Below are 13186 nucleotides of genomic sequence, written 5' to 3'. Positions count from 1 at the left end.
CTACTGCTGTTGCTTAACCTTGAGGAAGAGGTCGACCAGTTCGTCGACGTTGGACAGGTTGGCCAGTTCGGTCCGGGGCACCCGGATCTTGAGTTCCCGCATCGAGGCCGACACGATCTCGACGATGTCGAGGCTGCCGAGGCCGAACTCCTTCATCGACTTCGAGGTGTCGACGGGCTTGTCGTCGAGGCCCTCGGCGTTGAGTCGGATGTGCTTGGTCACCACGTCGACGACCTGCTGGCGTTCCATCTTGTTGCTCCTTCTCGGTGGTACTTCTCAGGTGAGGTAGGTCTCGGCGACGATGTCCGCGACCTCGGGTCGGCCGAAGCAGACCCGGTGCATCAGGTGCTCGCGGGACATCGCCTCGCGTAGCAGTTGCCGTCGGGGCTGGGCGAGACTCTCCTTGGTCAGCTCCAGCACGTGGCGGGGTTTCTCGGCGATGCGGCGGGCGTACTCCAGGGCGGTGTCGACGACCTCGGCGGCCGGGACGACCGCGTTGAAGAAGCCGCGTCCGTCGAGGTCGGCGCCCTTGTAGTAGCGGGCGGTCAGGGTCAGCTCGGCGGCGGTGGCCGCGCCGACGGCGGCCGGCAGCAGCGTGGTGGTGCCCATCGCCGGGGTGAAGCCCATCCGCGCGAAGTTCATGCTGTACCGCCGGTTGCGGGCGGCCACGACGAGGTCGCAGCAGAGCGCGAGCACCAGGCCGCCGCCGACCGCGTGCCCTTCGAGGGCGCCGACGATCGGCACCGGGAAGTCCAGCATGGGCCGGGAGAGCAGCAGGTCCTTGACGTGCAGGGTGCCGGAGAGCACCCGTTGCAGCGCGTCCATGGTGGCCCCGGCGCAGAACACCTCGGGCCGACCGCGCAGCAGCAGCACCCTGAGCTGCGGATCTGCGGCGAGCTGCGCCAGGGCGGCCAGCAGCTCGTCGCAGAGCCGGTCGCTGAGCCGGTTCTCGTGCTCGGCGTCGTCGAGGGTCAGCTCGGCGATGCCGGGCTCCACCTCACGTACCCGAATGACCTGGAACATCCATCCGCCCTCGATAGCGTGCGAACCACTGTGGTGCGAAGCCCTCCCCGAACGCGGTGACCCCTTCCCGCACGTCCGGCCGGGCCAGCCAGCCGGTGAACAGGTCGAGGCCCGCCTCGATCTGCCCGTCCAGGTCGGCGGCGCTGCACCGGTCGTAGTAGCGCTTGGTCTCGGCCAGCGCCGCCGGCGCGGACCGGAAGATCCGTTGCAGCTGGGCCCGCAGGGCCGGCTCGACGCCGCCGGTGACCAGTTCGTCGACCAGGCCGTAGGTGTGCGCCTCGGCGGCCTCGACGCCCCGGGTGCTCAGCGTCATCGCCCGCAGCCGGGCCGGGCCGACGCGCAGCAGCAGGAACGGCACGATGGTGGCGGGCACCAGGCCGACGATCGGTTCGGAGAGCATGAACCGGGCGTTCGGGGTGCCCAGCACCAGGTCGCAGGCCGCGAGGAGACCGACGCCGCCGCCCATGGCCTCGCCGTCCGCGACGGCGATCACCGGTACGCGGGCCCGCCGCAGCCGGGCCAGGCAGGCCGGCAGCCGACGGAGCTGCTCGCGTTCCGGCAGTCGACCGTGGACGAAGAACGCCTCCAGGTCGAGCCCCCGGCAGAAGGTGTCCCCCTCGGCGGTGAGCACCAGGGCCCGGCAGTCCGGGTCGGCGTCCACCGCGTCGAGCGCCTCCTCCAACCCGTCGATCAGGTCGAAGTTGATGGCGTTGCCGTTGGCGGCGGCGACGAGCGTCACGAAGCAGACGCCGTCGGCGATCTCGGAGCGAACCGCGCGATCCACGGTCAGCTCCAGGTGTAGTGGCGCTGGTAGTCGCGGACGCCCTCCAGGACGAGCAGGCGCTGGCCGTCGTACCGCTGGGCGTACAGGTCGCCGACGTCCTGGGTCAGCGGCTCGTAGGTGGGCTCGTCGATGTTCGACTCGCACGCCTTCTCGATCTGCTCGTACTGCTCGACGCCGAGACGGACCCGGGAGTCGAGGTGCGCGTCCACGTCGAGGCCCCGCACGTACGCCTGCGCGTCCGCGCCGACCAGTCCGCTGTAGAACTCGGCCTGGCAGCCGGAGCCGTACGCGAAGACGGAGAACCGGTCCCCGGCGGCGAAGCCGCTGCCGGCGTGCAGCATGCCGAGCAGGCAGATGAAGGTGGACGCGCCGTACGCGCTGCCGATCCGGCGGGCGAAGTGGGTGCTGTCCGCGACCCGCTCCCGCCAGCTCGCCTCGATGGCCGCCTTGTCGAACACGCCGAGCCGGTTGAGCAGGGTCTTGTGCGCGACGCGGGTCATCCCGGGGAACGGCGCGTGGTAGATGTTCTTCCGGAAGTACGTGTCGAAGTCGACCTCGCCTACGAGGTGCTCGTACCGCTCGTAGGTCTCCTCGAGCGCGTCGAGGTACGAGTAGAAGCTGGTTTGCCCGGTGATGATCTCGGTACGCGAGTTGGGGCGCAGCGCGTCGGAGAGTTCGTTGGTCCAGTAGCCGGCCTTCGCCAGCTCCAGCTCGAACACGGTCGGCTCGGCGCTGACCAGCATGGCGACCGCGCTGCCGCCGGCCATCAGCTCGCCGAGGTCGTCGTCCTCGGTCTGCACGTGGTTGCGGGTCCGGCTCAGGTCGCTGTTGATGACCAGGGCCTTCTTGCCGGGGCGGACGTTCGAGGCGACCCAGGAGGCGGCGACGCGCAGCGCAGCGGTGCCGCCGTAGCACATGTGCTTGACCTCGAAGTTGCGGCTGTGGGCGGGCAGCCGGGAGTGCCGCTGCACCCAGGTGGAGATCGGCTTGCCGAAGTCCACGGCGGACTCGGTGGCGACCACGACCAGCTCGATCTGCTCGCGGTCGGCGTCGCTGAGCAGCCGTTCGGTGGCGTTGACCGCCAGGGTCACCGGGTCCTCGTACGGCGGGATGATCGACCGGGCCTCGTAGGGCACCATCTGACGGCGTTCCAGCTCGTCGAGGGAGCCGCCGCGGGCCGAGGCGAGGTCGGCGATCGTGAGGTACGCGCGACCGCCGTACAGGTTGAGTTTCTCGATACCTACCCGCATGGGGGTGTTCTCCTCGTCTCGGGTCAGTTCAGGTACGTCTGGTCGAGCAGGGCGTCGCTGCCGGGCTGGGCGAAGCAGACCCGGTTCATCAGCGGCTCGCGGGCGATGGCGTCCTGGAGGAGGTGCCGCTTGGGCAGGGCCAGCGTCTCCTTCAGCAGTTCCAGCACGTAGCGGGGCTTCTCGGCGATCTGCTCGGCGAGGTCGGTGGCGTGGGCCAGCACCTCGTCGGCGGGGACGACCGCGTTGAACAGTCGCCGACCGGCCAGCTCACGGCCCTTGTAGTACTTGCCGGTGAAGATCATCTCGGCGGCGAAGTGGTGGCCGACCGCGGCCGGCAGCAGCACCGACAGGCCCATCGCCGGGGTGAACCCCATGCTCGCCGAGTTGACCGCGTAGCGGCGGTTCTCGGCGGCGACGGTCAGGTCGCAGCAGAGAGCCAGGGCCAGGCCGCCGCCGACCGCGTGCCCCTCGAGGGCGCCGATCACCGGCACCGGGAAGCTCAACAACCGGTCGGAGAGGGCGAGCAGGCGGCGCTCGTCGTACACGCCGCTGGCCATCTCCTTGAGCATCTGAAGGGTGCCGCCGGCGCACCAGATCTCCCTGGTGCCGGTGACCAGCAGCACCTTCACCGACTCGTCGCCGGCCAGCTTGTCCAGGGTCGCCATGAGCTGGTCGACCAGTTCGTAGCTGAGCCGGTTCTCCCGTTCCGGGTCGCAGATGGCGACCCGGACGATTCCCGACCCGTCGGCGGTCACCTCGAGTACGTCGGGCATCTCCGTCACCTCTGGTCTTCCGTGGTCAGGCGGTGCGCCCGGATCTGCTCCGGGTCCAGCCAGCAGCGGCGCCGCTGGAAGGGGTAGGTCGGCAGGTCGACCGGCGGGTGGGCGTCGCCCTCGAAGGCGTCCCAGTCGACGTCGACGCCGTGGGTGTGCAGGCCGGCCGCGCTGTCCAGCAGGGTCTGCCAGTTTCCGGCCTCCGGGTCCAGCGAGCGCAGCCACCGGCCGGTGCCCCGGGGCAGGCAGCGCTTGCCCATCTCGATCAGGGTGTCCTTCGGGCCCATCTCCAGGAAGGTGTCGTAGCCCTCGGCGGCGAGCGCCCGGGTGGCGTCCAGGAACCGGACCGGTTCGCGCAGCTGCTGCCGCCAGTACGCCGGGTCGTGGCAGACGCCCGAGCGGAGCATGGTCGCCCGGTAGGTCGACATGAACGGGATCTGCGGTTCGCCGAACTCCTGCCCGGTGATGGACTTCTCGAACTCGTCGAGGATCGGCTCCAGCAGCGGCGAGTGCGACGCGTACGACACCCGCAGCGGGCGGGTGAGGACGAAGTCCTCCTCCAGCCGTTCCAGCACCGCCTGCACGGCCGTCTTCTCGCCGGAGATGACGGTGTGCTCGGGGCCGTTGACCGCGGCGACCGCCACCTGGCCGGCGTACCCGTCGAGCAGGGCGGTGACGTCATCGGCGGAGGCCGAGCAGGCGGCCATCATGCCGGTCGGCGGCAGGGTCCGGGTGAGCCGGCCGCGCTCCACGATGAGCCGGACCCCGGTCTCCAGGCTGAACACCCCGGCGACCCAGGCGGCGGCGTACTCGCCGAGGCTGTGCCCCATCACCGCGTCGGGGCGCACGCCCCAGGAACGCCACGTCTCGGCCAGCGCGCACTGGATCGCGAAGAGCGTGGGCTGGGCGTACTCGGTCTCGTCGATCGGGTAGCGGACACCGCCCTCGGCGGGGTACATGACGTCGCGCAGCCGCCAGGGGTGGTGCGGGTCGAACAGTTCGGCGATGCGGTCGATGGTCCGCCGGAACACCGGTTCGGTCCGGTACAGCTCGCGGCCCATGCCGATGTGCTGGCCGCCCTGGCCGGGGAAGACGAACGCCAGTCGGCGCCGGGTGCCGGTGGCGACGGTGCCCCGGTGCAGCCCGTCGGGGGTGTCGCCGGCCGCGAGCGCGGTCAGCGCGGCGCGGGCGGCGGCCAGGTCGGTCACCGGCACCGCCGCCCGGTGCGCGAAGTGGGTGCGCCGGGTGTTGGTGGTGTGGCAGAGCGCGGCCAGCGTCGGGGTGGGCGGCGCGGCGAGCCGGTCGGCGTACCGGCGGGCCTGGTCGCGCAGGGCCTCCTCGCTGCGGCCGGAGACGGTCAGCAGCCGCAGCGGCCGGTCGTCGGTCGGGGCCGGGGCGGTCGGGGCGGGTTCGGTTGGCGCGTCACCGAGGACGATGTGGGCGTTGGTGCCGCCGAAGCCGAACGAGCTGACCCCGGCGACCCGCTGCCCGGCCGGGGACGGCCAGGCGGTGCGGGTGGTGGCCACCCGCAGCGGCAGCTCGTGCCACTCGACGTGCGGGTTCAGCTCGCGCAGGTGCAGGTGCGGGGGGATCTCGCCGTGGTGCAGGCCCAGCGCCACCTTGATCAGGCCGGTGATGCCGGCGGCGGCTTCCAGGTGCCCGGTGTTGGTCTTGACCGAGCCGAGGAGCAGCGGGTGGTCCGGGTCGCGGCCCGGCCCCAGCGCGGCGGCCAGCGCGCGCACCTCGATCGGGTCACCGAGGGTGGTGCCGGTGCCGTGCGCCTCGACGTAGTCGACCTGGTGCGGGGCGACCCGGGCGTCGGCGAGGGCGGCCCGCAGCACCGCCTCCTGGGCGACGCTGTTGGGGGCGGTGAGGCCGTTGCTGTGTCCGTCCTGGTTGACCGCGGAGCCCCGGATGACGGCGAGCACGCGGTCGCCGTCGGCGCGGGCATCGGAGAGTCGCTTCAGGACGACCATGCCGGCACCCTCGCCCCGTACGTAGCCGTTGGCGCTGGCGTCGAAGGTGCGGCTGCGCCCGTCCGGGGAGAGCATGCCGACCTGGGAGAACGCCGCCGTGGTCTCCGGCCAGAGCATCACGTTGACGCCGCCCGCGAGGGCCGTGCGGGCGGTGCCGGCGCGCAGGCTCTGGCAGGCCAGGTGCACCGCGACCAGCGAGGACGAGCAGGCGGTGTCCACCGCCAGGCTCGCGCCGTGCAGGTCGAAGACGTAGGAGAGGCGGTTCGCGGCGATGCTGAACGCGGTGCCGGAGAGCCCCCGGATGGGCGCGCCGCCGAGCAGCAGGGAGTAGTCCCAGGTGCTGATGCCCACGTACACGTCGGTGTGTGTGCCGGCCAGCTTCGCCGGTACGCACCCGGCGTGTTCGAGGGCCTCCCAGGCGACCTCCAGCAGCAGCCGCTGCTGCGGGTCCATGCTGGCCGCCTCGCCGAGGGAGAGGCCGAAGAAGCCCGGGTCGAACCGGTCGACCTGGTCGAGGAAGCCGCCGTCGCGGCTGCTCATCGTGCCCGGGGTGGACTGCTCCGGGTCGTGGTAAGCGTCGACGTCCCAGCGGTCGGCGGGCACCTCGGAGACCAGGTCCACGCCGTCGCGCAGCCGGGTCCAGAACTCGTCGGGGCTGTTCGCGCCGCCGGGCAGCCGGCAGCCCACGCCGACGACGGCGATGGGTTCGGTGCGGGCGCGTTCGATCTCGTCCAGGCGGGCCTGGAGGGTCTCGATCGCGACCAGGGCGCGCTTGAGCGGGGAGAGCGTCGCCGCGGCGGCTCCGGTGTCACTCATGGGTGGTCCTCACCTCCAGGGCGGAGAGTTTCGCGGCCAGCAGCGCCTCGACGTCGGCGTCGTCCAGCGCGGCGACCCGGGCGACCAGGTCGGCCGGCCCGTCGGGGGTCGGCGGGGTGCTGGCCGCCGGGGGCGTCGTGGGCTCGGGGAACAGTTCGCGGAGCAGGTAGTCGGTCAGCCGGGTCACCGTCGGGTGGTCGAAGGCGAGGGTGCTGGGCAGGTGCCGCCCGGCGAACCCGCCCAGCGCGTTACGCAGTTCGACCGCCATCAGCGAGTCCAGGCCGAGTTCCCGCAGCGGCTGCTGCGGGTTGACCGGCTGCGCCGGGGGCAGGCCGAGGATGGTCACCGCGACGCACTGCACGTACTCCTGGAGGAGCTGGCGGCGTTCGGTGGGGTGCGCGCCCTCGATCCGCTCGCGGGCCCCACCGGTCGGGGCCGTCTCGGTCGGGCCGGCGGCGGGAGTGGCCTCGGCGCGGCGCAGCCGGGCCAGCAGCGCCGGTGGCCGATCGGCGTATCCGTGCAGGTGGGTCGGCCAGTCCACGGCGAACACCCCGGCCTGGGTGGTCCCGGCGTCGAGCAGTCGGCCGAGGGCGTCGGTGGCCTGGTCCGCCGGCATGGCCCGGAAGCCCTGGGCGGCGAGACGCTGCCGCTGCCGGTCGTCCAGGCGGGCGGCCATGCCGCCGTCGGCCCACGGTCCCCAGCCGACGCTGGTCGCCGCGAGGCCCCGGGCCCGCCGGTGGTGGGCGAGCGTGTCGAGGAACGTGTTGGCGGTGACGTAGCTGCTCTGGCCGGCCGAGCCGAGCAGCGCGGCCACCGACGAGCAGAACACCAGGAAGTCCAGCGGCAGGTCCCGGGTGAGCCGGTGCAGGTTCCAGCCGCCGGCCACCTTGGGGGCGAGTACCCCGGCGAACCGCGACCAGGTCTGCTGGGCGAGCACCCCGTCGTCGAGCACCCCGGCGGCGTGCACGATCCCGCGCAGCGGCGGCCGGGTGGCGGCGATCTCGGCGAGCACGCCGGCCAGCGCGTCCCGGTCGGCCACGTCGGCCTGCCGGACGTGGATCCGCGCGTCGGGGTGCAGGCCGCGCAGGGTCGCGGCGACCTCCGCCGAGGGCGCGCTGCGGCCGAGCAGCACCAGGTGCCGGGCGCCCCGGTCGACCAGCCAGCGGGCCACCGCCGGGCCGATCCCGCCGAGGCCACCGGTGATCAGGTACGTGGCGTCGGGGCGTACCACGGGCGGATGGTGGTGGGTCACCACGACCTTGCCGACGTGCCGGGCCTGGGCCATGTGGCGGAACGCGTCCACCGCCCGGTGGAGCGGGAAGGTGCGCAGCGGCAGCGGGGCGAGCCGGCCCGCGCCGAGCGCGTCGGTCACCTCGCGCAGCGTCGCCCGGATCAGCTCCGGTTCGGTGTCGGCGACCGCGCCCAGGTCGAACGGGTGGTACTGCACGTCGGGGCGCAGCTGGGCGACCTGCTCGGCGGCCCAGATGCCGCGCTTGCCGATCTCCAGGAAGGTGCCGCCCTCGCGGAGCACGCCGAGGCTGCGGGGGATGAACTCGTCGGCGAGGGAGTTCAGCACGACGTCGACGCCCTGCCCGTCGGTGCGGTCGCGGATCGCGTCGGCGAAGTCGAGGGTGCGGGAGTGGAACACGTGCCGGACGCCCAGGTCGGTGAGGACCGGCCACTTGGCGGGGCTGGCGGTGGCGAACACCTCTGCCCCGGCGGCGTGAGCCAGCCGCACGGCGGCCAGGCCGACCCCGCCGGCCGCCGCGTGGATCAGCACCCGCTCGCCGGGTTTGAGCCGGGCCAGGTGGTGCAGCCCGTACGCGGCGGTGAGGTACGTGACCGGGACGGTGGCCGCCTCGGCGTAGTCCAGCCCGGCGGGGATCGGCGCGACCCGCGCAGCGGAGACCGTGACGTAGCTGGCGAAGCTCGCCGGGGCCAGCGCGAGGACCCGGTCCCCGACGGCGAGGTCGTCGACCCGCGCGCCGACGGCGATCACCTCGCCCGCGCACTCCAGGCCGAGCGGGCCCGCCTCGCCCGGGTACATGCCGAGGGTGTTCAGCACGTCCCGGAAGTTGAGGCCGGTGGCGTGGACCTGGATCTGCACCTCGTCCGGTTCGGGCTGGCGGCGGGTGGCCGGTTCGAGGGTGAGGTTCTCCAGCACGCCGCGCTCCCGGATCCGCAGCCGCACCGGGCGGTCGTCCCCGGCGGGCGGCCCGGCGGGCACCAGCCGGGGCACGTGCACGACGCCGTCGCGGAGCGCGGCCTCCTCCTCGCCGTCGGCGGCGAGCAGCAGGTCAACCAGTTCCGGGGCCACCGGCCGGGGGTCGGTCGGGTCGAGGTCGACGCAGCCGCAGCGCAGGTCGGCGCGTTCCCGGTTGACCGCGCGGGCCAGCCCCCAGGCGGGGGCCTGGGTGACCGCGACCGGGTCGCCGGGGAGGACCGCCCGGGCGCCCCGGGTGACCAGCCACAGCCGGGGCGCGGTGGAGTCGTCGACGGCCGGGCTGGACACCAGGTCGAGCACCCGGCGGACGGTCCGCTCGTGGGCGGCCAGCACCCCGTCCAGGGCCGGCTCACCGGGCGGCGCGTCGAGTCCACCGAGGTCGACCACGCCGCGCCAGGTCCGGCCCGGGTGCCGCAGCGGCCCGGTCGGGTCGGCGTCCGGGGGCAGCAGGTCGACCCGCTCGCCCCGGGACCGCAGCAGGTCGGCGAGGGCGGCGCCGGCGCCGCCGTGGTCGGCCAGGAGCAGCCAGTCGCCCGCACCGGTCGTCGGGATGGTCGGTTCCGCCGGTTCCCAGGCGATCTCGTACCGGATCCCGGGCGCGGCGGTGCCGGTCAGGGCCTGCCGGTCGGCGCGGCGCAGCAGCAGCCCCTCGACCCGGGCGGCCAGGACCCCGTCGGCGGTGCGCAGTTCGACGTCGGCGACGGCGGCCTCGGCGCTGCGGCTGCGCAGCCGGGCGTGGCTCCACACCTGCCGGCCGGGCGTGTTGACCGGGGCGAAGCGGTCCAGGCCGATCGGCAGCCAGGCGTCGGTCGGGTCGTCGGGGAACGCGGCCAGGGACACCTGGAGGGCGGCGTCGAGCAGGGCGGGATGCCAGCGGTAGGCGGCGGTCTTCAGGTCGTCGGCGAGGGCGACCCGACCGAGGGCCTCATCGGTGCCGCGCCACAGCTCGCGCAGGCCGGTGAAGGCCGGACCGTAGGCGATGCCGGCCGACCGGAGCCGCTGGTGGAACGACGTGACGTCGACCGGCGTGAGCCCGTCGGGCAGCGTCGCCGGGTCACGGTGGTCGGCCGGGGGCGGGGTGTACTCCGCCACCTTCCCGGTCGCGTGCCGGTGCCACCGCTGGTCGTCCGGGCCGCTGGTCGCCTGGCTGAACACCTGCACGGTGCCGCCGGGGTGCGTGGAGGGGTCCCCGGTTACCGCTTTCTGCGTAGCAGGGGACCCCTGCAACCACCCGGCCCCGGCGTCGGGGGTCAGCACGACCTGCACCGCGCGGGGCGAGTCGTCGGCCAGGACCAGCGGCTGGTGCAGCACCAGGTCGGTGACCTGGGCCGGGGCGGCCCCGTGGGCGGCCAGGGCCAGTTCGAGGTACGCCGTCATCGGCAGCAGCGCCGCGCCGTGGATCCGGTGGTCACCGAGGAAGCCGCCGGCGTCGAGGACGTTGTCGAAGGTCGGCACGGCGGTACGGAGCCGCCGGCCGAGCAGCGGGTGCCCGCCCGGGACCGGAGTCCCGTGTGCCGGGCGGGGCGTGCCGCGCAGCCAGTGCCGTTGGCGCTGCCACGGGTAGCCGGGCAGCGGCACGCACCGGCCGGGGGCCGGGTGCACGCGCGCCCAGTCGACGGTGTGGTTGGCGCGGTAGAGCCCGCCGAGCGCGGCCAGCAGCGTCGCGCGGCCGTCCGTGCCGGCCCGCATCGAGGCCAGCACCGCGCCGGGGCGGCCGTGCCGCTCGGCCTGCTCGACGATCGGCCGGGCCAGCACCGGCTGCGGGCCGACCTCCAGTACGGTGCACCCGGCGCCCGCCCCGTCGAGCTGGGCCAGGGCCGCCGCGAACCGGACCGGCTGCCGGATGTTTCGGGCCCAGTACGCCGGGCCGTAGTCACCGTCGGCGGCGGGCAGTCCGGTCACCGTGGAGATGATGGGCACGACGGCCGGGCGGGGCGTGACGCCGTGCAACGCCTGGACCAGCGGGTCCTGGAAGGGGGCCATCTGCGGGCTGTGGAAGGCGTACTCGACCCGCAGCGGCCGGCTGGACACGTCCCGCTCGGCGAGCGCGGCCAGCACCTCGGCCAACGCGTCGGCGTCGCCGGCCAGCACGGTCGAGGTGGGGCTGTTGACCGCCGCGACGGCCAGCCGGTCGCCGTACCCGGCCACGGCCTGCGCCGCCTCGTGTTCCGGCAGCGCCACGGTGGCCATCCGGCCGAGCCCGTGCGCCGGCTGCATGACCCGGCCCCGGTGGTACACCACGCGTACCGCGTCCTGGAGGGTGAGCACCCCGGCGACGTGGGCGGCGGCAACCTCGCCGACGCTGTGGCCGATGACCGTCTCGGGTTCGACGCCCCAGGAGCGCCAGAGCGCGGCGAGGGCCACCTGCACCGCGAAGAGCGCGGGCTGCGCGACCTCGGTGCGGTCCAGCCGGGACCGGCTCTCGTCGGCGAGGATCTCGTCCAGCAGCGACCAGCCGGCGAGGGCGTGGAACAGCTCGTCGCAGCGGCGCAGCGTGTCGGCGAAGACCGGTTCGGCCGCCAGCAGGTCCCGGCCCATGCCGGCCCACTGCGCGCCCTGGCCGCAGAAGACGAAGACCGGGCCCGCCGGGACGTCCGGGACGGCCGCCTCGACCGGGGCGGGGGCGTCGACGACGGCTGCCAGCCGGTCGGCCAGTTCGGCGTGGTCGCGGCCGGTGACCGCCGCCCGGAACGGGTGGTGGCTGCGCCGGACGGCCGCCGTCCAGCACAGGTCGCGCAGCGGCACGTCGGTGTCGGCCAGCATCGACCGGTACGCGCCGGCCAACGCGCGTAACGCCTGCGGGCTACGGGCCGACAGCGGCAGCAACTCGACCCGGTCGGCCGACGCAAGGTCGTCCCCGGCGGGCGCGGTTCCCCCAACGGACGCGGGAGCGTCCCCGGCGGACGCGGTTGCCCAGACGGACGCGGGAGCGTCCTCGGCGGGTGCCTCCCCCACCACCAGGCAGCCGTTCGTGCCGGACCAGCCGAACGAGCTGACCGTGGCGAACCGGGGGTGCTCGCCCCGGGGCCAGGGACGCAGGTCGGTCGGGATGACGAACCGGGTCCCGGTCAGCGAGGCGTTCGGGTTGAGGGTACGGAAGTGCAGGTGCGCCGGGACGGCCTCGTGCCGCAGCGACAGCACCACCTTGATCAGGCCGGCGATGCCGGCGGCGGCCTCCAGGTGACCGATGTTGGTCTTGACCGAGCCGAGGGCGACCGGTCGGCTCTGTTCGGTCGCCGGGCCGAACACCTCGGTCAGCGCCTCGATCTCGATCGGGTCGCCGAGCGCGGTGCCGGTGCCGTGGGCCTCGACCGCGCCGACCGCCGCCGGCTCGACGCCCGCGTTGGCCAGTGCCTGCGCGACGATCTGCCGCTGGGACAGCCCGCTCGGGGCGGTCAGGCCGTTGGTCCGGCCGTCCTGGTTGACCGCCGTGCCGGCGATCACCGCCAGGACCGGGTCGCCGTCGCGCCGGGCGTCGGAGAGTCGCTTGAGCACCACCGCGCCGCAGCCCTCGCCGCGCACGAAGCCGTCGGCGGCGGCGTCGAAGGTCTTGCAGCGGCCGTCGGCGGCCATCATCCGCATCTTGGTGGTGGCCATGGCGAACTGCGGGCCGAGCGCCAGGTTCACGCCGCCGGCCAGCGCGGTCCGGCACTCCCCGCTGCGCAGGCTCTGCACGGCCAGGTGCACCGCGACCAGGGACGACGAGCAGGCGGTGTCCAGGGCGACGCTCGGCCCGCGCAGGTCGAGCAGGTACGAGATCCGGCCGGCGACGACGCTGTGCGAGGTGCCGGTGCCGGTGTAGGTGTCGATCCGTTCCGGGTCGGCGTACTGGAGCCAGGTGTAGTCGTTGCTGTGGCTGTGCACGCCGACGAAGACACCGGTGGCGCTGCCGGCCAGCCGTTCGGTGGTCTGCCCGGCGCCTTCGAGGGCCTCCCAGGCGACCTCCAGCATCAGCCGCTGCTGCGGGTCCATCTGGTCGGCCTCGCGGGGGGAGATGCCGAAGAAGGCCGCGTCGAACCGGTCCACCTGGTCCAGGAAGCCGCCCCAGCGACTGCTGACCCGGCCCGGCGCGGTGGGGTCCGGGTCGTAGAGGGCGTCGGCGTCCCACCGGTCGGCGGGTACCTCCGACACCGCGTCGACCCCGTCGCGCAGCAGCGCCCAGAACGCCTCGGGGCTGTTCGCCCCGCCCGGGAACCGGCAGGCCATGCCGACGACCGCGATCGGCTCGGTCCGGGCGCGCTCGCTGGCCTCGAGTTTGGCGCGCATGTCGCGCACCGCGGTCAACGCGCGGTGCAGCGTCGCCGCCGAGGAGTGTTCCGCTGAGGGCATGTCGGTTCCTT

At 74.1% G+C, this 13186-nt stretch carries 7 protein-coding genes; all 7 read right to left on the bottom strand.

The window, feature by feature from the left end; translation table 11 throughout:
* The 7 genes from QSK20_RS27945 to QSK20_RS27915 are packed head-to-tail and all read right to left on the bottom strand — an operon-like array spanning nucleotide 1 to nucleotide 13175.
* Nucleotides 1-249, bottom strand: a complete 249-nt coding sequence (locus QSK20_RS27945) for a phosphopantetheine-binding protein (protein ID WP_145832868.1) — start codon at nucleotides 247-249, stop codon at nucleotides 1-3.
* 27 nt (nucleotides 250-276) lie between these two features.
* On the bottom strand, nucleotides 277-1023 hold the full coding sequence (locus tag QSK20_RS27940; protein WP_285791601.1) for a polyketide synthase: 747 nt from the start codon (nucleotides 1021-1023) through the stop codon (nucleotides 277-279).
* Nucleotides 998-1807: an enoyl-CoA hydratase/isomerase family protein gene (locus QSK20_RS27935; protein WP_285791600.1), complete on the bottom strand. Its 810-nt coding sequence runs from the start codon at nucleotides 1805-1807 to the stop codon at nucleotides 998-1000. The genes QSK20_RS27940 and QSK20_RS27935 overlap by 26 nt, the downstream gene beginning before the upstream one ends.
* A gap of 2 nt (nucleotides 1808-1809) precedes the next feature.
* On the bottom strand, nucleotides 1810-3057 hold the full coding sequence (locus QSK20_RS27930) for a hydroxymethylglutaryl-CoA synthase family protein (RefSeq protein ID WP_285791599.1): 1248 nt from the start codon (nucleotides 3055-3057) through the stop codon (nucleotides 1810-1812).
* Between the two features lie 23 nt (nucleotides 3058-3080).
* Complete coding sequence (locus QSK20_RS27925) at nucleotides 3081-3830, bottom strand: polyketide synthase (RefSeq protein WP_285791598.1); 750 nt, start codon at nucleotides 3828-3830, stop codon at nucleotides 3081-3083.
* A gap of 5 nt (nucleotides 3831-3835) precedes the next feature.
* Nucleotides 3836-6622, bottom strand: coding sequence for a type I polyketide synthase (locus QSK20_RS27920; protein ID WP_285791597.1), 2787 nt, complete (start codon nucleotides 6620-6622; stop codon nucleotides 3836-3838).
* The gene (locus tag QSK20_RS27915; RefSeq protein ID WP_285791596.1) at nucleotides 6615-13175 is read right to left on the bottom strand and encodes a type I polyketide synthase; all 6561 of its coding nucleotides are present in this window, start codon (nucleotides 13173-13175) and stop codon (nucleotides 6615-6617) included. Before QSK20_RS27915 ends, QSK20_RS27920 begins: the two co-directional genes overlap by 8 nt.
* Between the last annotated feature and the right edge of the window lie 11 nt (nucleotides 13176-13186).

This window comes from Micromonospora sp. NBRC 101691 (assembly GCF_030269285.1).
Taxonomy (GTDB): domain Bacteria; phylum Actinomycetota; class Actinomycetes; order Mycobacteriales; family Micromonosporaceae; genus Micromonospora; species Micromonospora echinospora.
This window is presented reverse-complemented; position numbering and strand designations above follow the sequence as displayed.

What these genes read in the sequence shown, in the direction of transcription:
- QSK20_RS27925 (WP_285791598.1), bottom strand. Translation starts at nt 3,830, where the DNA reads ATGCCCGACGTACTCGAGGTGACCGCCGACGGGTCGGGAATCGTCCGG.
- QSK20_RS27940 (WP_285791601.1), bottom strand. Translation starts at nt 1,023, where the DNA reads ATGTTCCAGGTCATTCGGGTACGTGAGGTGGAGCCCGGCATCGCCGAG.
- QSK20_RS27915 (WP_285791596.1), bottom strand. Translation starts at nt 13,175, where the DNA reads ATGCCCTCAGCGGAACACTCCTCGGCGGCGACGCTGCACCGCGCGTTG.
- QSK20_RS27920 (WP_285791597.1), bottom strand. Translation starts at nt 6,622, where the DNA reads ATGAGTGACACCGGAGCCGCCGCGGCGACGCTCTCCCCGCTCAAGCGC.
- QSK20_RS27945 (WP_145832868.1), bottom strand. Translation starts at nt 249, where the DNA reads ATGGAACGCCAGCAGGTCGTCGACGTGGTGACCAAGCACATCCGACTC.
- QSK20_RS27930 (WP_285791599.1), bottom strand. Translation starts at nt 3,057, where the DNA reads ATGCGGGTAGGTATCGAGAAACTCAACCTGTACGGCGGTCGCGCGTAC.